Origin of the sequence: Candidatus Electronema sp. JM, assembly GCF_048287415.1 — a bacterium.
Lineage (GTDB): Bacteria > Desulfobacterota > Desulfobulbia > Desulfobulbales > Desulfobulbaceae > Electronema.
In genome coordinates, this window is record NZ_JBLWEN010000047.1 from 150,823 (window position 1) to 173,762 (window position 22,940).

Genomic DNA, 22,940 nt, shown 5'->3' on the forward strand with positions numbered 1-22,940 from the left:
TTTAGAAAAAGCTCCGAAGAGCATCATGAAAAAACGGCCTGAACTGCCTGATGCGGGTGTTGTCGCGGCTGGGATGGACGCGGTTGCTTAATAGGACAACGATTAGCTCGCGTTCCGGGTCCAGCCAGAACGACGTGCCGGTGAAGCCGAGATGGCCAGCACTGGACGGAGAAAAGCAGCTGCCGCTGCTGGAGGTTCCCGGAGTCGGGCTGTCAAAGCCCATGCGCCAGGTTTGGCCGGGCAGCTGCTGGCGCAGTGCCTCAGGCAGAAATGCCGCCCATGCGCAGCCGCTCGCGCCCTTGTTCTGCCAGCCGTCTAAAATCGCCGCGCAGAGCCGCAGCACTGCCGCTGCGGTGCCGAACAAACCCGCATGGCCAGCTACCCCGCCCAGCAGCCAGCAGTGCTCGTCATGCACCTCGCCTTGCACCACCCTGCCCCGCCACGGACAGTCTTCGGTCGCCGCGCAGTGCCGTCGCTCCGCCGTTGGCGGATGATAGAACAGCTCTTCCTCCAAGCCCAGCGGTGCCGCCACGCGCTCGCGGAAGCATTCTGACAAGCTCTGGCCGGTCAATTCCTCCACCAGATGGCCAAGAAGGATGAAGCCAAGGTCGCTGTAGAGGCAGCGGCTGCCCGGCTCATAAGCCAGCGGCTCGGCCAGAATAAGGCGGAGCAGCCGCGTTTTGCTCTCCTGCTGCTGCGTCGGCGCGAAGTGCTGAAACCACGGCTGATACGCCGCAAGCCCGGAGGAATGCGAAAGCAGGCTGCGCAGGCTGATCTGTGCTTTGTCGGGCGGAATGTCCGGCAGCAGATCAGCAAGGCGGCTGTCCGGCGAGATGCGCCCTTCCATAAAGAGACTGAAGCAGAGCAGCGCCGTGGACAAAGGCTTGCTCAACGAGGCCAGGTCAAAGAGGGTGTCTGGTGTCACGGGCAGCGGGCTGCGGCTGTGCAAAACACCGGCATAGGCAAAGGCGGATTGCCGGGCAGTGCCGCTGCCGCAGGCGACCGCAGCAGCGGCGCCGGGAAAGACTTGGCCCTTGATGCCCTCTTGCAGCAGCTCGTGCAGAAGCCTGTTCATAACTCTGTTGATAAAATGTTGATAACTCGGTTCAGCCTGTTGATAACTCAGTTCAGCAGCAGCCGCAGAGGCCTGTCTGTCAACAAGTTATCAAGAACTTATCAAGATATGAATTCCAGTAAAAACATAGCGTTAGCAACGTTTTCAACAATTGAGCAGCACCAATAACAACAAGGCTTTTTATATATAAAACTCTTGTTAGAAGAAACGGGGCCAAGTGTGGAAAACGAAAAAGGCCCATGATCGTTTCCGATCACGGGCCTCGCGCTCACCACAGCGGTTCAGCGGCTTGACTCACCACCAGCAGACAGTCTTGTCGGCAGCGTAAATTTTCCGCACCAGCTCGTCGTAGTCGGGTTTCTCCGCATAGAGCTTGAACTCGTCCGCCTCCCGGTCACGGTTGAGAATGGCAACCAAGGTTTGAACATCCTTGCTCGGCTCGGAGCGGTACACCTGAAGCATTTTCATGATCGTCTTCTCCTCGTCTTCGTCGCGCCTTACTCCGCGCAGGCGGGGGGCGGGGTGTTGGTCTGCTTGGGCAGGCCGTAGGGAATGATATAGTCAGCGTCGCGCATCCGCTCGCCCAGCTCTTCCAAGCTGATTTCGGTCAGCGAGACATCCTCCGGCAGGTTCTCCGGCGCGGGCGCGCCGCAGGTGAAGACCTCGCCCTCCATGTCGCCGATCCAGGCTATGTTCTCAGCCATGTAGGTGGAGAACTTCGGGAACTCTCCGTTCATCACCACCGGATAGCCGTAGTGGTTTTCCACCGCCAGCCCCAGCGCGGAGCGGATGCCGTCGTTGTACATGCGGTTGGCGATCAGGATGTAAACTTTCAGCGATTCCATGTCACAGGCTCCTTATAGAACGATGTACTTGCCGCATTCGTCCAGCAGCGCGCCGTGGAATGCCTGAGTTCGCATCTGCTTGGCAGTCAGCCCGGCGGGAATGTCCTTGACCGAGTCGTAGCCTTCGCAGGTGTAGCTGTCCGCGCAGATGGCGAGGTTGTCCTCGCCGCAGAGTTTGGCCAGCGGCTCGAAGCGGGGATCCTTGGTCAGGTGGATGGATTTGTAGGTGAAGAATATCATGGGCTTCTTGCCAGCCCGCGCCGCAGCCTCGGCGATCCCCACGACGTGCGTCATGTTTTGGGGCGAGGTGACGAAGATGGCGAGCTTGTTTGGATCGGCAGACATCGGCCTGTTCCTCCTTGACGGTGTGTAGGTTATGAATGCTTGAGGAAAATCAAGCGCCCTTCTTGACGAAGAAGCTGATGTAGCCGGTCTGCTCCTTCTCGCCCAGATACTCGTGGCCGGAGCGCGAGGACCAGCCAGGAATGTCGTTGCGCGAGCCGGGATCAGTGCCGTCAATCTGAAGAATTTCGCCGGTCTTGATCTTGCCGATTTCCTTCTTGGTGCGCAGCAGCGGCATCGGGCAGCTCAGGCCTTTCGCATCAAGCACTGCTGCCACTGCCAGTCCGTCGGGTGCGGTTTTTACGTCGCTCATTTCAACCTCCTAATGTTGAAAGAATGAAAAATAAAAAAGGGAGTCAATAACCTCGTTGAACAGCCTCCTGTCAGGCTGCTTTTTTTTTCTGTAGGATTTGTTCTCTATAACGAATAGCATCCTTTCTGTCAAGCAGTTATTGCGGGCGGCGCAACAGGCTAATTTTGTTTAACGCATTTACTTTAAAACAGAAAATTTAATTTTTCTGTGGTGTCCTCTTTTTGCTGCTCCGGCAAAGAAGTGCGCTGCCGCTGCAAAAAAACTGTGCAACCAGTGCAATAAATTGTACAATGGCAGCCTGATTCGGTTGCAGTCAGGCCGGACACTTCTGGAAAAAAGAACCGCTGCGCCGCAGCAAACATATTTTTTACACAGAGGGAGAAGCACCAATGAACGAGTCGAGTTTTTTAGGCAAAATCAGAAAGCTGTACAAACAGGTCTGCGAGACCGAGTGGGAGGCGAACATCACCGGCGTGATCATCGCGCTGTTGAGCATCCTGATGATGGTCTGGTGGCGGCCTTGGGGCGCGGTGGGGGCAATCCGCAACTGGGGCGACTGGTTAGTGTATGGTGTCGGCATTGGCGACACGCCGACCTCGCCGCTGCTTGATTCTGGCTCGGTGATTGGTCTTGGCTTTCTTGGCGGCGCTTTTCTTTCCGCTTTTGTCGGCGGCCAGTTCGCCTTTCGTTTTCCGCCCTACCGTGAGGCAGTCAAAGGTGCCATCGCCGGTGTGCTGATGGGCATCGGTTCAACCTTAGCCGGTGGCTGTAATGTCGGCGGCATGTACAACGCCATCGGCAATCTGGCGGCCAACGGCTTCAGCATGTGGCTGGGCATTGTTGCCGGTGTTATTCTTGGCCTTTGGCTGCTTTACAAGGAAATGGAGCACATCAGCTGGGGTTCCAACGGCGCATGGACGATTGAGCTGCCGCGCATCATCCAAACCCTGCTTGGCCTGGCGACGCTGGTCGGCCTGATTGCTTGGGCGCGCTGGTACGCAGGCTACAACGGCGACGGCGAGGTGGAATACATCAGCTCCTTGTCCGGCGTGCTGCTGATCGCTGCCGGGCTGGGTTATGCCATGCACCGGGGCCGCTGGTGCATGATTCAGGGCTTCCGCGAGCCGCACATGACCGGCGACTGCACCTTGGCCAAATCGGTGGCTCTGTCCATCTTCATTCTTGCTGTCGGCGGCGCAGTGATCAAATACGCAGTTCCTGCGCGGCTGGAGGGAAAGCCGGTGCTGGATGCGATGCAGTATGTGCGCGGCACCTTTGGCTGGGGCGGCGTGGTCGGCGGATTCCTCTTCGGACTGGGCGGAATGCTGGCTGGCGGCTGCGGTTCCGGCACACTGTGGCGTGTTGGCGAAGGCCAGCTCAAGCTGTGGATTGTCGTGCCCTTCTTCGGCATTGCCAACTCGCTGATGACCAAGTGGTTCCGGGTCTATGATTTTGAAGGAAAAGGCTATCTTGGCCGGAAGATATTCATGCCGGAAGCCTTGGGCTACGGCTGGACGCTGGGCATCATTGCCTTCATGATGGCCCTGTGGTATGTGGTGGTTACTTGGAACGAAGACAGCAACAAGCTGATCGTGCCGATGTGATACGATTTAAACCCTATAAAGGGAGTGATGATATGATCGAAGAGTTATTGTTTATGCTTTTTGAAAAGTCAGAAAAAGTATGGCGAATAGGTTATGCCATGCTATTTTTTGTATTTTCATTTCTGACTTTTCTTTCTATGCAATCCGCATTGCAGTTGACCCCAATTGATGAGCCAAGTTCAATTTTAAATAAATTTGAACTTGTTATTTGGATTCCTTATGCAGGGCCAATTATATGCCTCTTGCTGGCGGTTTACTTTGGGGTGAAAGCATGTCTAAGGACATAGGAATCATCATCAGTTTTGATCGGTGATCAAGTCAGATCAAAAAAATCGCACTGTCCGCTTTGGGCATTGCGATTTTTCCATTTTCAGGACATGATTCAGGCTATGAACGACACAGGCACTTGCACACTCCGCCGAGCCATGCTCGCCGCCCGCGAGCAGATAGCACCGGCCAGCCGTGCGGAGAAAAGCCGCCGCATCTACAGTCTGCTGCTTGCGCAGCCTGAAGTCACAGCGGCGGCGCATGTCTTTGTCTATGTCCACTTCCGCAGCGAAGTGGAGACATTGCCGCTGCTTGAACATTTTCTTGCCGCTGGGAAGACTGTCTCTGTGCCCCTCACGCTGCGCAAGGAAAAGAGACTGCTGGCGGTGCGCATCACCGAGCCGGACAGCCAGCTTGCGCCCGGCTGCTTTGGTATCTTAGAGCCGACTGCAGCGCAGGCGGAACAGGCGGCGGTGAACCCGGCTGAGATTGATCTGGCTGTGGTGCCCGGTTCGGTCTTTGACCGGCTGGGCGGCAGACTGGGCTATGGGGGCGGTTACTACGACCGTTTCCTCAACCAAGACGCGCCGCAGGCTCTGCGGGCCGCCTTGGCCTATGAACTCCAGCTAGCTGATCATGCGGTGCCGCTTGAAGCCCATGACCAGCTCATGGATATACTTGTCACTGAAGAGCAGTGCTACGACTGCCGGAGGAACCGCGATGCGCAGGACAGCAATATACAGGGATGAGTTTTTCTTGCAGCACCAGCCGGGCTATGGTCATCCTGAGTCACCTGACCGGCTGCGGGTGATCTACGAGGCTTTGGACAAGGACGGCCTTGGCGACCGCTTTGTCCGCCCGCAGTTTGGACCAGCAGATGCAGACGTGCTTCGGCTCAACCACTCCGCTGCATTGGTGGCGCGGGTGGCAGCCACGCAAGGGCATGAGACCATCGCTCTTGACGCGGACACGCATGTCTCGGCCCGCTCGCACGAGGCGGCCTGTTTGGCGGTCGGCGCATTGGTGGACGGCATCCGCCGCATTTTCGCAGGGGAGATCGACAACGCCTTCTGCCTCGTCCGTCCTCCCGGTCATCATGCCGAGCAGGAAAACGCGATGGGCTTCTGTCTCTACAACAACGTGGCTGTGGCTGCCCGCTGGGCCATGCGCGAGCTGGGTCTGAAGCGGATCATGATTGTGGACTGGGACTTGCATCACGGCAACGGCACCCAGGAGAGCTTCCATGACATGAAGGAGGTGCTATATCTCTCCACGCACAAGTATCCCTACTATCCAGGCACTGGTGCTGCGCTGGAAAACGGCATGGACAAAGGCGAGGGCTATACGGTTAATGTGCCGCTGCCAGGCGGGCAGGGCGATCTGGAATACGCCCGCATCTTCAATGAGCTGGTCGTGCCGGTGGCGCGGGCCTATCAGCCGGAGCTGATCCTGATCTCCTGCGGCTTTGACATCTGCAAAGGCGACCCGCTTGGTGACATGCAGGTCACGCCGGACGGCATTGCTTGGATGACGCGGAAGATGGTGGAGGCTGCGGCTGAGGTCTGCGGCGGCAGGCTGCTGGTGACGCTGGAAGGCGGCTATTATCTGAATGCCTTGCGCAACGGTGCGCTGGCGGTGCTGGCCGAGCTGTCCGGCGAGCCGATTGCAGGCTGGCCGGTCAATCTCTCAGCGGAAAAGGCGGAGCAGCTTGCCAAGACCAAAGCCCCATGTCCTGCCCTCGACTACGCCCTCCTCCTCGCCAGAGAGTTCTGGCCAGTCTGAGCGTTTCGGTGCAGCGACAGAGATGAATTCGCGCTCCGGCAGCAGCATGGCGGTCAATCTGCCGCCATACACTGCGCCGGTGTCAATGCCGATCTTGTTGCGCTGCACCAACGGCTTTTTGATAAATACCGTGTGACCAAAGACCACAGGCTTGCCAAAGCGGTGCTGGCAGCGGATGAACTCGTCCCTGATCCAGAGGCAGCAGGCAGCGAGCTGACGGCTGAGATGCACACCCGGCTCCAGTCCGGCATGGACATAGATGGCGTGCTGATCTTCCCAGAGGATGGGAAGATTTTTGAAGAAATGCAGATGTTCCGGCGGCAACTGCGCTTCCACCTCCGCCGAGCCTGCGTCCACGCTGATGCCGTAGCTGGCCAAGGTCTCGCGGCCACCGGCGTTGAGAAAAAACTCCTCATCGTTCCCTTGCAGGTATTCCAGCAGCATCATCTCATGATTGCCCATCAGGAAGACTGTGCGCGGATGCCGCTTGCGGAAGTCGAGCAACAGGTCAATCACCCCTTTTGAGTCCGGCCCCCGGTCTATGTAATCGCCAAGAAAAACGAAATACTCCGTCCGACTTTCCAGCAGGGGCAGCAGCTCGGCCAGCACGTCGCTGCATCCGTGGATGTCGCCGATGACGCAGGTTTTGGCAGCATCAACAAGCATTGTTCTCTTTTTCTGTCGATTCGGGCTGTTCTGTCCGGTCCAAGCCAGTGTCATGCCACGAAACCGGGTCGTTCAGCGGCTCCAGATGAGTCAGGGCGGTGGTGTTCGGCACAGCCCGGCGAAAATCGGCTTCAATCTGCTCCAGCAGCTCATGGCCCTTCTGCACAGTCCACGTGCCAGGAACCAGCACATGCACCGAAACAAAACGGCGCATTCCTGCCTGCCGGGTGAGAAGGGCATGAAACTGCACCCCGCTCTGGCTGTAGTTGTCCAGCACCTGCTGGATGGCTGCCTGCTCTTCCGGCGGCAGGGCGGTGTCCATCAGCCCCAGCACTGAGCTGCGGACGATGCGGAATCCGGCCCAGACGATGTTGCCTGCCACGGCGAGTGCGACCAGAGGATCAAGCCGCTGCCAGCCAGTCAGGGCGACCGCGCCCACGCCAAGCAGCACGCCTGCCGAAGTCCAGACATCGGTGAGCAAGTGGTGCGCGTTGGCGGTTAAGGTGATTGAATGATAGCGTTTGCCCGCCTTGAGCAAAAACAGGGCGACGAAGAGATTGACCAAGGAGGCGGCAACCGAAACGGCCAAGCCCATGCCAATCTGCTCCAGCGGCTTGGGCGCGAAAAGCCGCTGCCCTGCTGTCACGCCGATGCTGACCGCCGCGATCAGGATCAGAATGCCTTCCACGCCGCTGGAGAAATACTCCGCTTTGCTGTGGCCATAGGCATGATCTTCGTCAGCAGGCTTGGCTGCAATCGCCAGCATGGCCAAGGCCATCAGCGCGCCAGCCAGATTGACCAGCGATTCCAGCGCGTCCGAAAGCAGGCCGACCGAACCGGTGAGCAGATAGGCAACGGATTTCAGTAAAATCGTGAGAAGTGCGGCGGCGATGGACAGCCACGCAAAGCGGGTCAGTGAGGCGGCGGACATGTTCGGCGAGCGGAATTTTTTTGGTAGTGATTAAGAGTTTTTTCTAAAAACATGGTGATTCGATCATTGCTTCATTTTCAGAAGATACAAGATAGGGGATAAATTGAAAGATGTTTTAATTTCTACATAATCAATAATCATATCAATTTTTTGATTGTTGATCAACGATTCAGCAGGATTTAAATATGGATTATATGCCTGTGTCCATTCCGAATCAGCCGCCCAAGCATTTAAATGCAATTCCATAGGGATTTCTGGAGCTTTTTCAGTTTCTGTTCTAACGATATTGCCATCAACAATCCAAGAAACTTTATTTTTTTCCCATATTATTTCATAAATATGAAAATCTGTTATCGTTCCTGAGTCATAAACATAAAACTCGGGATATCCAGCACCAAGTGGTTCATTTTTGTAAACATTAGTCATGACTGCATCTGGCTCTGAAGTGACAATCTCGAAATCAATTTCATCATGCAAGTTTTCACTTTCATCTCTAAATGAGAACATAAAAATTCCACAAACAATACCAGGAGTATCAGTACTCATTTTAGCGCGAACTTTTACATGAACATAACTATTTTCCGAATAAAAGTGATCATTACTCACGAGACTTGTTCCGTAAAAAGTTGACTTTAAATCATCTTGTGGGTTATAACTCTCAACAGAGATGATTACATTTCCATTTTTTGTTTCTGGATATCCATCATCCTTAAATATTGTTCTTCCAAGTCTGTATCCTCCCCAATATGGATAATGCCATTTTTTTACATCAACAGAACTATCACTAAAATTATCAGAAAGGAAAACGGAAGCTAATAGTAGTGATGGAAAAAATGTTATAAAAAATGCAATCAAAAATTGATATTTTTTAATCATTTTTTATACTTACGATAGTAAATTTAAATTTGCCCCAAAGAGGATATTTTTAATATAAAAAATACTATTAAGATAGCAGATGATGATGAGTTGGTATAGGGTAATTATACAATAAATTATCACCCTATACTAACTCATAGTAGCGAAAGCTATTCCTCAGCAGGCTGATTCGCCTTGTCCAAGGCAAAGGCGGTGTGCAGCGAGCGCACAGCCAGCTCGGTGTATTTCTCGGCGATGACGCAGGAAACTTTGATCTCCGAGGTGCCGATCATCATGATGTTGATGCCTTCATTGGCCATGACTTGGAACATGGTTGAGGCCACGCCGGAATGATTGCGCATTCCTACGCCAACGATGGAAATCTTGGCGATGGACTCGTCGCTGCTGACTGACTCCGCGCCGACATCCGCTGCTGTTTTTTTCAGCATCTCCATGGTTCTGGCAAAATCTGTCCGCAGCACCGTGAAGGTGATGTCAGTCAGCTGCCCTTCTCTGGTGTTCTGAATGATCATGTCCACCAGTATCCCCGCAGTGGAGATAGGCTGGAATATTTTGGAAGCAACGCCCGGCTGATCCGGCACGCCTTTGATGGTGATGCGGGCTTCCTTTCTGCTGTAGGTGATGCCTGAGACCAGCATGGACTCCATAAGTCTGTCCTCCTCGACGACCCAAGTGCCTTCGTTTTCTGAAAAAGTGGAACGAACATGCAGCGGAACCTTGTAGCGTTTGGCCAGGCCCACGGAGCGGATTTCCAGCACCTTGGCGCCGAGGCTGGCCAGCTCCAGCATTTCGTCATAGGTGATCATCTTGATTTTGCGCGCCTGGGCGCAGATGTTGGGATCGGTGGTGTACACGCCCTCAACATCGGTGTAAATCTCGCAGCTGTCGGCCTTGAGCGCAGCGGCCAGTGCCACTGCCGTGGTGTCGGAGCCGCCACGGCCCAGCGTGGTGATCTCGCCCTCGGCAGTCACACCTTGGAAACCGGCGACAACCACCACCCGGCCCGCATCCAGATGCCTGCGGATCAAGTCAGTTTCGATGTCGCGGATGCGGGCCTTGGTGTGCATCGCGTCAGTGATGATCCGCACCTGATCGCCGAGCAGGGAGACCGCGTCGCTGCCCGCCTCTTTCACCGCCATCGCGAAAAGGGAAATCGTCACCTGCTCGCCGGTGGAAATAAGCATGTCGGTCTCGCGGAGATCAGGCAGCCGCTGCATCTCCGCCGCCATGCCGAGCAATTTGTCGGTCTGGCCAGACATTGCCGAGAGCACCACCACCACTTGGTGGCCCTGCTCCTTGTAGCGCAGCACCCGCTTGGCCACATTCTTTATCTTATCCGTGGAACCGACCGAGGTTCCGCCGAATTTCTGCACAATCAGCGCCATAGCTGTTTTGCTTGGTTGAAGGTTGATTTCATTGATTGCTTATAATCCACTGTTGCGATTTCCAAACTGCTTTCGTTGGTATTGCCAACGAAATAAGCAAGGTAATATTATGCTGATAAAAGCAACGTGAGAAAAACTGCTGGCGGATAAGAATATCTCAGCAAAACGTCCCCGCCTTAATTTCAATCACCTCGAACTCCCGCACCCCGCCCGGCGTTTTGGCGGTGATTTCATCACCCACGGCCTTGCCGAGAATGGAGCGGCCCAGCGGCGCCAGCACGGAGATCGAGCCGCTTTTCACGTCCGATTCTTCCGGCCCCAAGAGCTGGTAGGTCACTTCCTCGTCGGTCTTCATGTCCATCAGCGTGATGACCGCGCCAAAGACGGCCCGCTTGGTGCTGACCTTGGTGCAATCAATCACCTCGGCCCGGCCCAGCTTGTCCTTCAGCTCCAGAATGCGGCCTTCAATCAGGCTCTGCCGTTCCTTGGCCGCGTGATATTCGGCGTTTTCCTTCAAATCGCCGTGGGCGCGGGCGGTTTCAATCGCCTTGACCACATCGGGCCGCTCGATTTTCTCCAGCCGCTCCAGCTCCTGTTTCATCTTGGCATAGCCATTTTGGGACATGGGGATGCGTTCAACCATGATTCAGCACTCGTGAAATAAAAATAAAAAATCCTCCGCTGACGGCGCAGGCCGCAGCGGAAGGAAAAGGACAGTCTTCTTCAGCCGGATTCAGGAACGGTAAAACTCGGCAATAACCTCAACCACGCGGGCAAGCTGCTCGCGGCCCAGTTCCGGGAAAATCGGCAGGGCGAGCGAGTCCTGCGCCAGCTGCTCGGCGATTGGCAGAGACAGCTCGATTGTGCCGTATTTTTTCATGCAATCCTGCTTGTGCAGGCAGACCGGGTAATAAACCTCGCAGCCCACGCCCTGCTTGTGCAGATAATTGCGCAACTCCTCGCGGCGCGGCGCACGGATGACGAACTGGTTGTAAATATGGTGATGGTGGGCCGCTGCGTCCGGGCTGTTGGCATAAACCGCTTTGGGCAAAATCACCGGATTGTCCGTCAGTCCGGCCTGAACGAACAGCTCCCGATAGATGCGGCTGTTTTCCTGCCGCTGCTTGTGCCATTGTTCCAGATGCGGCAGCTTGACGCTGAGAACAGCGGCCTGAAGCGGATCAAGACGGAAGTTGCCGCCGATCTTGGCATGATAATATTTCGGCTGCGCCCCGTGATTGCGGTAGCAGCGCAGGTTGTCGGCAAAGGCTTTGTCGGAGCTGATGACCATGCCGCCGTCGCCCAAGCAGCCAAGGTTTTTCGACGGGAAGAAGGAAAAGCAGCCTGCCAATCCCATTGAACCTGCCCTGCGCCACCGCACCGAGCCGTCTTTCTCCGACATTGGATATTCGGAGCCAATGGCCTGCGCTGCGTCCTCGATCACCGGGATGCCGTATTGTTCGGCCAAGGCTACGATTTTGCCCATGTCCGCGCATTGGCCGAAAAGATGCACCGGAATAATCGCTTTGATGCTCTTACCCTTCTTGGCATCGTCGGCAAGCAGCTCGGCCATTTTGTCGGGATCAATATTGAAGGTCTCTGCCTGAATGTCAGCAAAGACCGGCAGTGCACCCACGCGCAAAATCGCCCCGACTGTGGCGAAGAAGGAATATGGCGTGGTCAGAACGCGGTCGCCCGGCCCGATTTCCAAAGCCATCAGGGCCATCAGCAGGGCATCGGTGCCGCTGCTCACACCAATGCCGAAGCCCGCGCCGGAATACGCGGCAACCTCCTCCTCCAGCCGCGTGACCTTGGGGCCAAGGATGTAGGCAGTGGAATCAAGCACCTCAGTGACAGCCCGGAGGATTTCGTCACGCAGGGCGGCGGTCTGCGGATGCAGATCCAGCAGAGGAACATTCATGTTCACCTCAACGGCAAAAAATAACAGAGAAAACCCGGCTCAATAACGGCTGGAGCTGGCGGCAGGCGCATTTGGTTCAACATCAAGATAATCCCGGACATCGGGCAGTTCTTTTTCAAAAATAGCTCTCAACTTTTTCAGCAGGTTGGCCTCAATCTGCCGCACCCGTTCCCGCGAAATCTTAAACTGCTCGGCGATGACTTGCAGGGTTTCCGGCTCGTCACTGAGCAAACGGCTGTTGAGAATGACTTTTTCTTTCTCATTCAGCACCTCGTCCACATGGCCGAGAATTTTGGCGATGCGCTCCCGCACCTCATTCAGGGCAACGATGTCCTCCACCGCCGGGCCGCTGGCTGGGAAGAACTCCTTCTGCTCGTCATCGGAATCGCCGAGCACCGGGGCTTCTAAGGAGACATCCCAGCTGTCCATGCGCTGGCCCATCTCCACCACTTCACTTTCCTTGACCTGAAGCCGCTCGGCCAAGAGCTTGACATCCGGCTTGAAGCCCTGCGCCTCCAGCAGCTTCTTTTCTTTATTCAGGCTGAAAAAGAGGCGGCGTTGGGTCTGGGTGGTGCCGATCTTCACCAGCCGCCAGTTGTCCATAATAAATTTGAGGATATAGGCGCGGATCCAGTAGGCGGCGTAATAAGAAAACTTCACCCCCCGGTACGGATCGAATTTTTTCGTCGCCTGGACGAGGCCGACATTGCCTTCCTGCACCAAATCCATGAAATTCTGCATCCAGTATTTCTGAAAATCCATCGCCACCTTGACCACCAGCCGCAGGTTGGCGGAAACAAGGCGGTAGGCGGCCTCCGGGTCGCCGGTTTCACGGAAGCGGATGGCCAGCTCCTCGGTCTCCTCACGGGAAAGCAGCTCATACTGGCTGATTTCCTGCAAATAACGGTGCAAGGCCGGGTTGCTGACCGCAGGCAGGTTCGCGTCATCACTGGGCGTGACTAACGTCACCGGATAATACGGCTGCCCGTCTTCGGCTTCCGGCTCCTCCTCGCGGAGTTCCTCGTCGTCCTGAATGCTCTGTTCGGTCTCGTCAATCATGGCTTCAGCTTACCGCATTCCGGCAGAAAATTCACGCATTGCGCAGGGAAAACAGGCCGCCGGGCCGGTTCTGCGCTCTATTGCTTGAAAAAGTTTCAAATTCAGTATATTTATACTGCCTTCCATCTGCCAGCGGCCAAGAATACCCCCTTTTCAGACAAGATACAAGAGAATATGAAAAACATCCGCAACTTCAGCGTGATTGCCCATATTGACCACGGCAAGTCAACGCTCTCCGACCGTCTCATTCAGCTCTGCGGCGTGATCACGGCGCGGGAATTCCAAGATCAGCTTCTGGACAACATGGACATTGAGCGGGAGCGCGGCATCACCATCAAAAGCCAGACCGTGCGCCTGCCTTACAAGGCCAAGGACGGCCAGCAGTATGTCCTTAATCTGGTCGACACCCCCGGCCATGTGGACTTCAGTTATGAGGTCTCTCGTGCCCTCTCCGCCTGCGAGGGTGCTTTGCTCTTAGTTGACGCGGCCCAAGGCGTGGAAGCGCAAACCCTCGCCAACCTCTATCTGGCGATGGAGAACGATTTGGAAATTATTCCGGTGATCAACAAGATTGACCTGCCTGCCGCTGAACCAGAAAAGGTGGCCCATGAGATCAGCCACGATCTCGGCCTGAGCTTGGAGACCGTGCAGAAATGCTCGGCAAAAACAGGCCTTGGTGTGGAAAATATTCTGGAGGCCATCGTCAAATACCTGCCGCCACCGCAGGGCGACCCTGAGGCTCCGCTGCAAGCCCTGATTTTTGACGCGAAATACGACCCCTACCGGGGCACGGTCATTTCCGTGCGCATAGTCAACGGCACGCTCAAGCCGGGCGACACGATTGTTTTCATGCACAACGGCTCGGAATATAAAGTCGAGGAAGTGGGCTGGTTTCAGATCACCCGCAACCAGAAGGACATCCTGTCAGCAGGCGAGGTCGGCTATGTCATTGCTGGGATTAAAACCCTGTCTGATGCCAAGCCCGGCGACACCATCACCAGAAAGGACGACCCTTGCGCTGTCGCCCTGCCCGGCTTCAAAGAAGTGCAGCAGGTTGTCTTTTCTTCCATTTATCCCATTTCCGCCGACGATTACGAGGAGCTGGCCGCTGCCTTGGAAAAACTCCAGCTCAACGACGCTTCGCTGACCTTCCAAAAGGATTCCTCGGCAGCCTTAGGCTTTGGCTTCCGCTGCGGCTTCCTCGGCCTGCTTCATCTGGAAGTCATTCAGGAGCGCATCGAGCGCGAGTTCGACATCTCCATCATTCTCACCGTGCCTTCGGTCAAATACCGCATCACCCTCCAGAACGGCGTGGTGCAGATGATCGACAACCCATCCTATTTCCCTGATCCCAGCACCATTGAGCAGGTCGAGGAGCCGTTCATCAAGGCCAACATCCTCATCCCGGAACGCTACATGGGCGGCCTGATGAACCTCTGCGTGGAAAAACGCGGCGAGAACATCACCTACAACTACCCCACGCCGGGCCGGATTGAGCTGCACTGCGAACTGCCCTTAGCGGAGGTCATTTACGACTTCTACGACAAGCTCAAGTCGCTGACCCAGGGCTACGGCTCCTTTGATTATCAGCTTATTGACTACCGCGCCAGCGATCTGGTCAAGCTGGATATTTTGGTGAACGGCGAGCGGGTGGATGCGCTGTCCCAGCTCACGCACCGGGTGAGGGCGCGGGAGCGCGGCTTGGCTGCCTGCGAGCGTTTGCAGGAGGAGATTCCCCGCCAGATGTTCAAAATTGCCATTCAGGCCAGCATTGGCGGCAACGTGGTGGCACGGACGAACATCTCGGCCTTGCGCAAGGATGTCACGGCCAAATGCTACGGCGGCGACATCAGCCGCAAACGCAAGCTGCTGGAGAAGCAGAAGGCGGGCAAAAAGCGGATGAAAACCGTGGGCAATGTCGACATTCCCCAGTCGGCCTTTCTGTCCGTGCTGAAGACGGAGCATTGAGGCGGGACAGAGAAAGAATCAGTCGCGGACTATGAGAAAGTATATTTTTTATATCTGCTCATAGTCCGCGACTATCTTTTAATAGGAAAAATATATGAGGAAATAGACGCGGACTGTTTGCTCATATATTTTTTGGATGAAAAGGTATAAAAAATATGCTTTCTGGCAGGCGCAGTGGATTATTTTTCACCCCTGTAGGACAAAGAGACATCGGCGATGAATGTTGACAAATGGATTGAGGCGTTGCAGCACCCTTTGGTGCTTGCCGGATTCGGCCTTTTTCTTTTCGCGGCCTTGATCAAGCCGTTATTTCTCAACAACAAGAAGCTCTCCGGCACAGCAATGGAGCGGCTGCTGCACAAAGGGATGAATTTTGCCTTTGTGCTGGCCCTGCTGGCTATTGCAGGCGGTTTGCTGCTGAGTTGGAAGAGCAGCGGCAAGGCTGGCGCGGATGAAGGAAAAGGCGCGAAGCCTGCTGCCGAACGCAGTGGGGACAATCAAAATGTTTCGGTGAACAACACCGGCCCTGGTGAAGTCACTGTCAATAATTATGGTCTCAATAAGGAGCAGTACGAGGAAGGATAGAAGAAGCTGGCGGATGAGATTGTCCGCAGGATGCAGAATGCCGATGCCGGACAGCGTGCACTTTTAGAACAGCAGTTAAAAAATGTGCAGGAAAAATTTGCCGACACAGAGAAAAGCTGGAAGGAGGAGCTGTCGCGCCGCAAGGCGGCAGGAGCGGCCCTTGAGCAGTTATAAAAGGTTGATTCCTGAAGCCCAGATCGAAAAGGCGCAGCCCTATATGCGGCAGTACAAAATTGCGCTGAAGGACAAGAACCTTGAGCGCGATATAGTTGCAGAGAAAAAAAGCAATGACGTATTGGAGGATATTCTCCAGAAGATTGATAAAAAAAGTCTAAGAATGGCAATATTCGGTTCACCAATTGGTGACCGACAGTCTTTTATTTTAGTGGGAAAATGTTGTTCATTATTCCAGAAGCACGCAAAGGTGATAAAGGTGATTTCGCAGTCTATGATCTCCAATTTGGCACAGTGCATTATAGAAAAATAGATTGTTCTGGATGATGTGCCATTTGCATCAACCATAAGGCTATCGCCATCATGAAGAAAAAATTTCCTATCATCCATACCTTGATCTTTATCAGAAAAATTACGACGACCTGAAACGCAAGATGGCGGAGCAGCAATAATTCGCCGCCGCCAATGAGGAAAAACATGTTCAATCTGCAATTGCATCTCTGCCCTCAAACTAAACAGCAGCGGGGGACAATCTTGGCGGCCTGATGAACCTCTGCGTGGAGAAACGCGGCGAGAACATCACCTACAACTACCCAACGCCGGGCCGGATTGAGCTGCACTGCGAGCTGCAGCTTGCCGAGGTCGACTTCTACGACAAGCTCAAATCGCTGACACAGGACTGCTGCGGCTCCTTTGATTATCAAGTCAGCGATATGGCTAATAATACAAAGAAATACGCTGCACAAAGCAAAAAATTCCTTCTTTCCCAAAATGCCCTTGAATCCTTCCGGCAAAAGAACCGGCCAAGCCGGTGAGGAAGCAGCGGCCCGCCATTTAGAGCGGCTGGGCTGGACGGTTGCCGAGCGCAACTGCCGCCTGCCTTCCGGGGAAATTGACATCATCGCCATAGACGGCGGCTGCCTGGTCGTAGTTGAGGTGAAAACCCGGCGCAGCGGCAAGTTTGGCAGTCCTTTCGAGGCAGTGGATTTGCGCAAGCAGCGCAGGCTGGCTGCTGCCGCGCTGGAATACCTGACCGCGCACGGGCTGGAAATGCCGCTGCGTTTTGATGTGGCCGCTGTCTTTGCTGAAAAAGATTCGTTCCGGGTGGAGCTGCTGCGCAACGCCTTTGACTGCGGGGGCTTGGACTGAAAGACTGCTGCGGGAAGGAGTATGCGAGATGTAGGGGCGAAAAATTTTTCGCCCCTACGGGTACTTACAGATTGTAGGTCAACGACAGCAGGCTGTTGAAGGTGTCTTCGGATATGCTTGCGCCCAAATCCAGCCGGAGCTGCTTGTTCCAGTTCATGCCGCCGCCCAGCGTGTAGTGCAGCTGGTCGGAGTCAATTGCCTGAAAGCCGTCATGATCCGGGATGCGGAAGAAGCCCGCCCGGAGCTGACAGGCCAGCCCGTTGGACATGGCAAAGGTTTTTTCCGCGCCAAAGCGGAGAATCACGCCGTCGTCAATGGCCTCATCCAGCGTGTTGCCGCTGGTGCTGGCATCAGCCAGCGCGGAGTATTCCACCCAGTCGGTCTGTGCGGAAAGCAGCCAGTCAGGAGCCGGATTCCAGCCCACGCCAAGAGTCCAGATATCCGGGGTGTCAAAGGCGGCCTGCGAATTTTCAGCGGCATTGTAGCAGTTGCCAAAAGAGCAGGCGGACTCCATGCTGCGGTAATCAATGCTGAATGAGCTGCCCTTGCGGTACGAGGCAGCGGCGGAGAGATCGGACGACGGCTTGAACAGCACACCGACGCTGAAGCCGTAATCTTTGTCGTCACCTTCGATGGTGCCGCCGTAGCTGCTGGAACTGTTGCGGGTGCTGCCAATGTAGGTGTTGCTGGTCCACATTTCGCGCAGATCAGTGTTCAGCGTTTCCAAGCTGGCCGTCATGCCGAAAGAGAGCTGTCGGCTGTAATTAAAAGCGGCGGCAAGCCCGTAGCTGTTCTTTCGGTATTCTTCGATATTTTTTTCCGAAATATTCTGCTGGAGCACCAAGCCGTCGAGCACAGCCTGCGGCCCGGAATTCTGGGTATCGCTGCCGGTGAACGCTGAACTGCGGTAATAGACAGCAGCGGTCAGCTTGTCGGGAATCACCGGCATGGCCGCTCCGGCAAAGGACAGATCGCCAAGGCTGTCGTCAAAGGTTCTGATTTCTCCCAGCTCTGGTCCCAAGCCGATGTTGTTGACGGCGGCATAGGTGTCCATATAGTCCTTTTCATAGGACGAATAGCTGAGGTCGGCGGCAAACTGCATGGTGCGCAGGCCGGACAGTCCTGCCGGATTCAGGCCAACGGCCCGCACATCATCGGCGACTGCGGCAGCAGCATTGCCCATGCCGAGATACCGGCCGCCCGTCAGCTCCGACGGCTCCAGGTCAAAGGGCAGGTGGAGCGCCCAATGGCCGCTGCTGCTCAGGGCGTGCGGATTGGCCTGCGCCATGCCGCTCAGGCAGAGCGTGGCCGCGCAGGCGGTCAGCAGAACAACGTTTTTTTGATAGGCCATGTTTTTTTTCTCCATCTGCTCAGTCTTTCACATCATATGAGCAGCATCCGCCCCGGCTGGCGGGATAGTAGCTGTCAAAATTGCCGCCTTTGGTGTACTGCGGGCAAATTTCGTTGCAGCGTCCGACAAACGTGGACTCGCAGCTCATGCGATAGGCTTCGCCGCAGACGATGTTCGGCCGGTCTGTCAGGCCGTCAAATTTTGCCGAACTGCCAATGACATCAGACACCGCGCAGAAAATTTCCGACGACCATCTGCCGGAGGCGTTGCCGATGATGCTGCACTCGTTCGAGCACTGGTTGACAATGTCATCCAAGGTGCCGACCAGACCGTCAATGTAGCCGTTACCGAAATCCACCGCCATCTGGCCTTTAAAGCGGCGGTTGCGCAGGTCTCTGGTGACACGGTCAACCCCGTCGCCGATGATCTGCACTAACGTATCCGCCTTGTGGCAGTCTCGCCCAAGGCTGTTCCATGAGCTGGAAACAAGCGTCGAAGAGGTTTTCTTCGCCATTTTATAGAAGCTGCTGTTCTGGGCGGCGGCAGCCTCGTCCGCAGGTCCGTGCAGCAGGGCGGCGGCCAGCAGCGCGCCGAAAATTGCCTTCTTGTTCATGTCAACCGGCTCCTTGTTCTTCAATTGAGGTGATTGAGTGCTCATTCAGCGCAGATTTTGCCGAATCTGGAAGCGGGGAAATTGTAGCTGAAGGTCGACGAGAACTCGCTCCGCACTTTATTCCTGCAGCCGGTGCTGCACACTTGGTACGGATACGAAACATTCAGCACCATGTCAACAACTTGTGTGACGCTGATCCGCCACGGCCCCAGCTGCATCTCGCACTCTTTAATGAACGGCACGATGGTTTTGACAATGAAGGTCTGTTCAACGCAGGTGAAGTGATTCTCCCGGTTGATTTGGTCAATCTCGCTGTAGTAGGAGCGGAGCAAGGTCGGCAGAAAATCGTTCAGAATCGCCTCGCTGGTGTAGCCGCGCTGCACAGTGCGCAGGGACTTGGTCAGAATGCCCGGCATGTACTGGTCGCGGATGGTTTTCCACGGAATGCCTTCTTTGCGCAGGTTGGTGTAAATGGTGCGCACAGACGATCTGGCAATTTTGTCAGCCACCTCGCCCGCATCCATGCCCGTGCCGAAGGACTGTGACATCGCTGCGCCAGGAACAGCAAGCAGCAGACCGCAGACCAGGCCAAGCATTTTTTTTCTTTTCATACCCTCTCATCCCCCATTTGGTTGACGTTTTATGGCAACAGCCGCGAGGCCTTGAGCAGACCGCGCACTTCCAGCAATGCAGCTTAAAAGGGAACGCCCGGCCTGTCAATCGAAACCTTTTTTTGGCCGCTTCACCGGCCAGCAGCCAGCGCCGCCAGTTTGACGATACTGCCCCATTCTCCCTTCTCAATCAATTCCGGCGGCGCAATCCATGAGCCGCCGACGCAGGCCACATTCGCCTGCGCGAGATAATTTTTGCAATTTTCTTGCGTGATGCCGCCAGTCGGACAGAAGGTGATCCGGGGAAACGGCCCTTGCAGGGCTTTGAGCATCGCCACGCCGCCCGCCGCCTCTGCCGGAAAAAATTTCAACTCGGTGAAACCGCGCTCCTGCGCCAGCATCAGCTCGGACGGCGTGGCGACACCGGGAATCAGCGGAATCGGGCCGTCATGAGCGGCAGCATACAAAGTCGGGGTCAGACCAGGGCTGATGGCGAACTTGCCGCCTGCCTGCGCCACAGAGCGGAGATCGTCCGCAGTCAGCACGGTGCCTGCGCCGACGATCAGTTCCGGCAGCTCCATGCCGATGCGGCGGATGGCATCCAGCGCGGCCCCGCTGCGCAGGGTGATTTCCAGCACCCGGATGCCGCCTGCGAGCAAAGCCTTGGCCAGCGGCAGGGCATGTTCAGCATTGCGCAGCACCACGACCGGCACTACCGGCCCGGTGTGGAGTATTTCCAATGGAGACAATCTGCCGCGCTCCTGTGCCATGCCATGCTCCTGCGTGTTTTTGTGTTTTGAAAAAAATGGGGCGAACTTCTGCGTCCGCCCCGCCATTATATCGTATTCCGCGCTCTCCGTCAGCAGCAGCAAGCCGGAATTTGCGCCCCCGGCTTCCAGAAAATACAAGAGCCACTAACATGAATCATGTATGACTTAGACAGCAATCAGTCAGCTTTTGTAAATCAGGCAAGCAATCTCCCGCAGCCGGGCTGCGGAAATTTGGCCGGGCGCGGTAGCCTGCGCTTCGTTCAAACAAGCGTAGGTCATGTAGCCGCCGAGATAGAGCGTGGCTAAACGGCTGATGCGGCCAGCCTCGCCCATGCAGAAGCAGCTCAGACAGAAACCCGCCGCCCGCGCCTGCTCAAGCAGGGCCAGCACGCGCAGCACATCGTTTGGGCTGTGCGCCATGGTGACTATTTTGCCGATATGCGCTCCGCTGGCCATCATCTGATGGAGCACTTCGGTCAGCTCCAATGCTGCTGGAGTTCCTGCAAAATCATGCCAGGAGATGATCATCCGAGTCGGGCTGTCCTGCATGGCGTCAAGCAGACGGTGACGGCCCGCCAAAGCCGCCCGCAGCTCCAGATCAATATATGCCGCCCGCAGCCGCACCGCCTCCAAAAGCTGGACAATGCGCTCCTCCTCGCTGCCGGCGAACTGGCCGCCTTCCCAGGTCGGGCGGTTGGTGAAAAGCAGCGGCTTGCGCAGCAGCGAGCAGCACTTCTCCGGCTCCGGCGCAGCCATGCTGTCGAGGCGGATTTCCAGCACATCAGCCAGATCCGCAACCTGCCGCGCCTGCTCGCAAATTGCCGCCGCATCCGCTCCGGCCAAGGAGACGCAAATTTTGCCCAGCTCCATCACTTCCCTCCTGCGTCCAATGCGCCAATCAGATTGCTGATCCGCTCTTCGCTATGCCGCTGCAAATACGCTTCCAGCCCGGCGACGATTTTTTCCGCTGCCGAGGGATCGTAAAAATTGGCTGTGCCGACCTGCACCGCGCTTGCTCCGGCCAGCAGAAATTCCACCGCGTCTTCCGCAGTGCCGATGCCGCCGATGCCGATCACTGGAATGGAGACCGCCCGCGCTGTCTGCCAGACCATGCGCAGGGCTATGGGCTTGATCGCCGGGCCGGAGAGGCCGCCGATGATGTTGGCCAGGCGTGGCCTGCGCGTTTCCGCGTTGATCGCCATGCCGATGAGGGTGTTGATCAGCGAGACCGCGTCCGCGCCCGCCGCTTCCACGGCCTTGGCCATCACGGTGATGTCGCTGACATTGGGCGAAAGTTTGACAATGACCGGCAGCTTGGTTGCGGTGCGCACCGCCTTTGTCACTGCCCCTGCCATCTCTGGAGACGAGCCGAAAGCCACGCCGCCCTTTTTCACGTTCGGACAGGAAATGTTGACCTCGATGCCGCTGATGCCCGGCACGTCGTCCAAGCGGCTGGCCAGCTCGCGGTAGTCTTCCACCGAGTCGCCAAGAATATTGACGAACAGCGGCGCGGCCAGCGTGCGCAGGTACGGCATTTTCTCACTGATGAAACGGTCAACGCCGACATTCTCCAAGCCGATGGCGTTGAGCATTCCGCAGGCAGTCTCAACAATACGCGGCGGCGGATTGCCCGGTCGCGGCTCCAGCGAAATGCCCTTGACGATGATGCCGCCGAGCCGATTCAGGTTGACGAATGGCGCGAATTCTTTCGCATAGCCAAAGGTGCCGGAGGCGGTCAGCACAGGATTGCGCAGCTCCAGCGGGCCGATTTGCACCCTCAGATCAGGTTTCAGAGCTGCCATGCCAGTTCCTCCGCGTTGAAGACCGGGCCGTCGGTGCAGACGTGCACCTGCCGCCCGTCCGCGCCGGGCAGGACGCAGCCGAGACAGGCTCCCATACCGCAGGCCATGTGGGTTTCCACCGAGACTTGGCAAGGCGTTCCGGCGTGACGGCATTTGCTGGCCACGCTGCGTATCATCGGCTTGGGGCCGCAGGTGCAGACTTGGCCCACGTCCGGCAGCACTGCGTCGAGCAAGTCGGGAATGAAACCGTGATGACCGAGGCTGCCGTCATCCGTGGCAAGCTGCACTGCGCAGCCGATGTCGGCGAAGAGTTTAGCCAATGGGGCCAGTTCGTCGCGGTTGCGCGCGCCAAGCAGGGCGTATTTTTTGCCGGGCAGTTCTTGCGCGAGAAAAAGCAGCGGGGCAATGCCCATGCCGCCGCCAATCAGGCAAACAGGCTTTTCAGCGGCGGTCAGATCAAAGCCTTTGCCCAGCGGGCCAAGAAGATCAATCTCATCGCCGGGCTTGGCTTGCGCCAGCAGGGCCGTGCCTTTGCCGATCACCTTGAACAGCAGGCTGAGGCTGCCGTCCGCGCTCCGGCTGTGGATAGAAAAAGGCCGCCGCAGGAGCGGATCAAGGCTGCTGCTGACCTGAACCATGACGAACTGGCCCGGAGATGCCGCTGCGGCGATCTCCGGCGCATGGATGGTGAGCCGGAAGACATCGGCGGTCAGGCGGTCGTTGGCGAGGATGCGGCTTTGCTGTTGTAATGGAAGCATATTTAAACGTTCAATTGCACAACGTGAGTTACGCAATTTCAAAAGTATCGCCTTTCGAGAACTCGCCTTCTTTGATCGAATTGCGCTTCAGTC

29 protein-coding genes are annotated in these 22,940 nt (G+C 56.2%); 10 read left to right on the forward strand and 19 right to left on the reverse strand.

The features are described from left to right. Nucleotide 1: 1 nt before the first annotated feature. From ACNKH6_RS10290 to ACNKH6_RS10310, 5 genes are all read right to left on the reverse strand, one after another. A complete protein-coding gene (locus tag ACNKH6_RS10290; protein ID WP_417915467.1) occupies nucleotides 2-1,075 on the reverse strand; it encodes a serine hydrolase domain-containing protein in 1,074 nt (357 codons plus the stop codon). Between the two features lie 294 nt (nucleotides 1,076-1,369). Beyond that, nucleotides 1,370-1,543, reverse strand: a complete 174-nt coding sequence (locus ACNKH6_RS10295; RefSeq protein ID WP_417915468.1) for a hypothetical protein — start codon at nucleotides 1,541-1,543, stop codon at nucleotides 1,370-1,372. Nucleotides 1,544-1,572: 29 nt separating this feature from the next. Beyond that, entirely contained in the window at nucleotides 1,573-1,920 is a 348-nt protein-coding gene (locus tag ACNKH6_RS10300) for a hypothetical protein (RefSeq protein WP_417915469.1), read from the reverse strand. A 12-nt stretch (nucleotides 1,921-1,932) separates the two neighbouring features. Next, nucleotides 1,933-2,265 carry a hypothetical protein gene (locus ACNKH6_RS10305; protein ID WP_417915470.1) on the reverse strand — a complete coding sequence of 111 codons (333 nt, stop codon included), beginning with the start codon at nucleotides 2,263-2,265 and terminating at the stop codon, nucleotides 1,933-1,935. Between the two features lie 49 nt (nucleotides 2,266-2,314). Further along, nucleotides 2,315-2,575, reverse strand: coding sequence for a sulfurtransferase TusA family protein (locus ACNKH6_RS10310; RefSeq protein WP_417915471.1), 261 nt, complete (start codon nucleotides 2,573-2,575; stop codon nucleotides 2,315-2,317). A gap of 389 nt (nucleotides 2,576-2,964) precedes the next feature. Between ACNKH6_RS10310 and ACNKH6_RS10315 the strand changes: the two genes are divergently transcribed. From ACNKH6_RS10315 to ACNKH6_RS10330, 4 genes are all read left to right on the forward strand, one after another. Then, nucleotides 2,965-4,179 (forward strand): YeeE/YedE thiosulfate transporter family protein, encoded by a 1,215-nt coding sequence (locus ACNKH6_RS10315; RefSeq protein WP_417915472.1) that lies wholly within the window; start codon nucleotides 2,965-2,967, stop codon nucleotides 4,177-4,179. A 32-nt stretch (nucleotides 4,180-4,211) separates the two neighbouring features. Beyond that, nucleotides 4,212-4,466 (forward strand): hypothetical protein, encoded by a 255-nt coding sequence (locus ACNKH6_RS10320; RefSeq protein WP_417915473.1) that lies wholly within the window; start codon nucleotides 4,212-4,214, stop codon nucleotides 4,464-4,466. 102 nt (nucleotides 4,467-4,568) lie between these two features. Further along, the gene (locus ACNKH6_RS10325; protein WP_417915474.1) at nucleotides 4,569-5,195 is read left to right on the forward strand and encodes a 5-formyltetrahydrofolate cyclo-ligase; all 627 of its coding nucleotides are present in this window, start codon (nucleotides 4,569-4,571) and stop codon (nucleotides 5,193-5,195) included. Next, nucleotides 5,167-6,228 (forward strand): histone deacetylase, encoded by a 1,062-nt coding sequence (locus ACNKH6_RS10330; protein WP_417915475.1) that lies wholly within the window; start codon nucleotides 5,167-5,169, stop codon nucleotides 6,226-6,228. Before ACNKH6_RS10325 ends, ACNKH6_RS10330 begins: the two co-directional genes overlap by 29 nt. Here the strand turns inward: ACNKH6_RS10330 and ACNKH6_RS10335 are convergent. The 7 genes from ACNKH6_RS10335 to ACNKH6_RS10365 all read right to left on the reverse strand — a co-directional run bounded on the left by ACNKH6_RS10335 (nucleotide 6,133) and on the right by ACNKH6_RS10365 (nucleotide 13,066). Further along, entirely contained in the window at nucleotides 6,133-6,894 is a 762-nt protein-coding gene (locus tag ACNKH6_RS10335) for a metallophosphoesterase family protein (RefSeq protein WP_417915476.1), read from the reverse strand. The two genes, ACNKH6_RS10330 and ACNKH6_RS10335, sit on opposite strands and share 96 nt — an antisense overlap. Then, nucleotides 6,884-7,825 (reverse strand): cation diffusion facilitator family transporter, encoded by a 942-nt coding sequence (locus ACNKH6_RS10340; RefSeq protein ID WP_417915477.1) that lies wholly within the window; start codon nucleotides 7,823-7,825, stop codon nucleotides 6,884-6,886. The genes ACNKH6_RS10335 and ACNKH6_RS10340 overlap by 11 nt, the downstream gene beginning before the upstream one ends. 63 nt (nucleotides 7,826-7,888) lie before the next feature. Continuing rightward, nucleotides 7,889-8,701 carry a glycoside hydrolase family 16 protein gene (locus tag ACNKH6_RS10345; RefSeq protein ID WP_417915478.1) on the reverse strand — a complete coding sequence of 271 codons (813 nt, stop codon included), beginning with the start codon at nucleotides 8,699-8,701 and terminating at the stop codon, nucleotides 7,889-7,891. Between the two features lie 149 nt (nucleotides 8,702-8,850). Further along, entirely contained in the window at nucleotides 8,851-10,086 is a 1,236-nt protein-coding gene (locus ACNKH6_RS10350) for an aspartate kinase (RefSeq protein ID WP_417915479.1), read from the reverse strand. Between the two features lie 157 nt (nucleotides 10,087-10,243). Beyond that, a complete protein-coding gene (gene greA, locus ACNKH6_RS10355) occupies nucleotides 10,244-10,729 on the reverse strand; it encodes a transcription elongation factor GreA (protein WP_417915480.1) in 486 nt (161 codons plus the stop codon). 90 nt (nucleotides 10,730-10,819) lie between these two features. Next, on the reverse strand, nucleotides 10,820-12,007 hold the full coding sequence (locus ACNKH6_RS10360) for a DegT/DnrJ/EryC1/StrS family aminotransferase (RefSeq protein ID WP_417915481.1): 1,188 nt from the start codon (nucleotides 12,005-12,007) through the stop codon (nucleotides 10,820-10,822). Between the two features lie 39 nt (nucleotides 12,008-12,046). Continuing rightward, entirely contained in the window at nucleotides 12,047-13,066 is a 1,020-nt protein-coding gene (locus ACNKH6_RS10365) for a sigma-70 family RNA polymerase sigma factor (RefSeq protein WP_417915482.1), read from the reverse strand. Between the two features lie 174 nt (nucleotides 13,067-13,240). Between ACNKH6_RS10365 and lepA the strand changes: the two genes are divergently transcribed. From lepA to ACNKH6_RS10395, 6 genes are all read left to right on the forward strand, one after another. Further along, nucleotides 13,241-15,034 (forward strand): translation elongation factor 4, encoded by a 1,794-nt coding sequence (lepA, locus tag ACNKH6_RS10370; RefSeq protein WP_417915483.1) that lies wholly within the window; start codon nucleotides 13,241-13,243, stop codon nucleotides 15,032-15,034. Between the two features lie 216 nt (nucleotides 15,035-15,250). Then, on the forward strand, nucleotides 15,251-15,619 hold the full coding sequence (locus ACNKH6_RS10375; RefSeq protein WP_417915484.1) for a hypothetical protein: 369 nt from the start codon (nucleotides 15,251-15,253) through the stop codon (nucleotides 15,617-15,619). A 30-nt stretch (nucleotides 15,620-15,649) separates the two neighbouring features. Then, complete coding sequence (locus tag ACNKH6_RS10380) at nucleotides 15,650-15,793, forward strand: hypothetical protein (protein WP_417915485.1); 144 nt, start codon at nucleotides 15,650-15,652, stop codon at nucleotides 15,791-15,793. Continuing rightward, nucleotides 15,780-16,106 (forward strand): hypothetical protein, encoded by a 327-nt coding sequence (locus tag ACNKH6_RS10385; protein WP_417915486.1) that lies wholly within the window; start codon nucleotides 15,780-15,782, stop codon nucleotides 16,104-16,106. Before ACNKH6_RS10380 ends, ACNKH6_RS10385 begins: the two co-directional genes overlap by 14 nt. Nucleotides 16,107-16,338: 232 nt before the next feature. Continuing rightward, on the forward strand, nucleotides 16,339-16,608 hold the full coding sequence (locus tag ACNKH6_RS10390) for a hypothetical protein (protein ID WP_417915487.1): 270 nt from the start codon (nucleotides 16,339-16,341) through the stop codon (nucleotides 16,606-16,608). Further along, complete coding sequence (locus ACNKH6_RS10395; protein ID WP_417915488.1) at nucleotides 16,571-16,942, forward strand: YraN family protein; 372 nt, start codon at nucleotides 16,571-16,573, stop codon at nucleotides 16,940-16,942. Before ACNKH6_RS10390 ends, ACNKH6_RS10395 begins: the two co-directional genes overlap by 38 nt. A 64-nt stretch (nucleotides 16,943-17,006) precedes the next feature. Here the strand turns inward: ACNKH6_RS10395 and ACNKH6_RS10400 are convergent, their stop codons facing one another. The 7 genes from ACNKH6_RS10400 to ACNKH6_RS10430 form a co-directional block, all read right to left on the reverse strand. After that, nucleotides 17,007-18,293: an OmpP1/FadL family transporter gene (locus tag ACNKH6_RS10400; RefSeq protein ID WP_417915489.1), complete on the reverse strand. Its 1,287-nt coding sequence runs from the start codon at nucleotides 18,291-18,293 to the stop codon at nucleotides 17,007-17,009. Between the two features lie 19 nt (nucleotides 18,294-18,312). Continuing rightward, nucleotides 18,313-18,906: a hypothetical protein gene (locus ACNKH6_RS10405; RefSeq protein WP_417915490.1), complete on the reverse strand. Its 594-nt coding sequence runs from the start codon at nucleotides 18,904-18,906 to the stop codon at nucleotides 18,313-18,315. A gap of 41 nt (nucleotides 18,907-18,947) precedes the next feature. Continuing rightward, nucleotides 18,948-19,517 (reverse strand): hypothetical protein, encoded by a 570-nt coding sequence (locus ACNKH6_RS10410; RefSeq protein WP_417915491.1) that lies wholly within the window; start codon nucleotides 19,515-19,517, stop codon nucleotides 18,948-18,950. Between the two features lie 131 nt (nucleotides 19,518-19,648). Next, nucleotides 19,649-20,287, reverse strand: a complete 639-nt coding sequence (gene eda / locus ACNKH6_RS10415; RefSeq protein WP_417915492.1) for a bifunctional 4-hydroxy-2-oxoglutarate aldolase/2-dehydro-3-deoxy-phosphogluconate aldolase — start codon at nucleotides 20,285-20,287, stop codon at nucleotides 19,649-19,651. A 180-nt stretch (nucleotides 20,288-20,467) separates the two neighbouring features. Further along, nucleotides 20,468-21,157, reverse strand: coding sequence for a type I 3-dehydroquinate dehydratase (aroD, locus tag ACNKH6_RS10420; RefSeq protein ID WP_417915493.1), 690 nt, complete (start codon nucleotides 21,155-21,157; stop codon nucleotides 20,468-20,470). Further along, nucleotides 21,157-22,089, reverse strand: coding sequence for a dihydroorotate dehydrogenase (locus ACNKH6_RS10425; protein WP_417915494.1), 933 nt, complete (start codon nucleotides 22,087-22,089; stop codon nucleotides 21,157-21,159). The genes aroD and ACNKH6_RS10425 overlap by 1 nt, the downstream gene beginning before the upstream one ends. After that, nucleotides 22,077-22,847, reverse strand: a complete 771-nt coding sequence (locus ACNKH6_RS10430) for a dihydroorotate dehydrogenase electron transfer subunit (protein WP_417915495.1) — start codon at nucleotides 22,845-22,847, stop codon at nucleotides 22,077-22,079. Before ACNKH6_RS10430 ends, ACNKH6_RS10425 begins: the two co-directional genes overlap by 13 nt. Nucleotides 22,848-22,940: the final 93 nt, after the last annotated feature.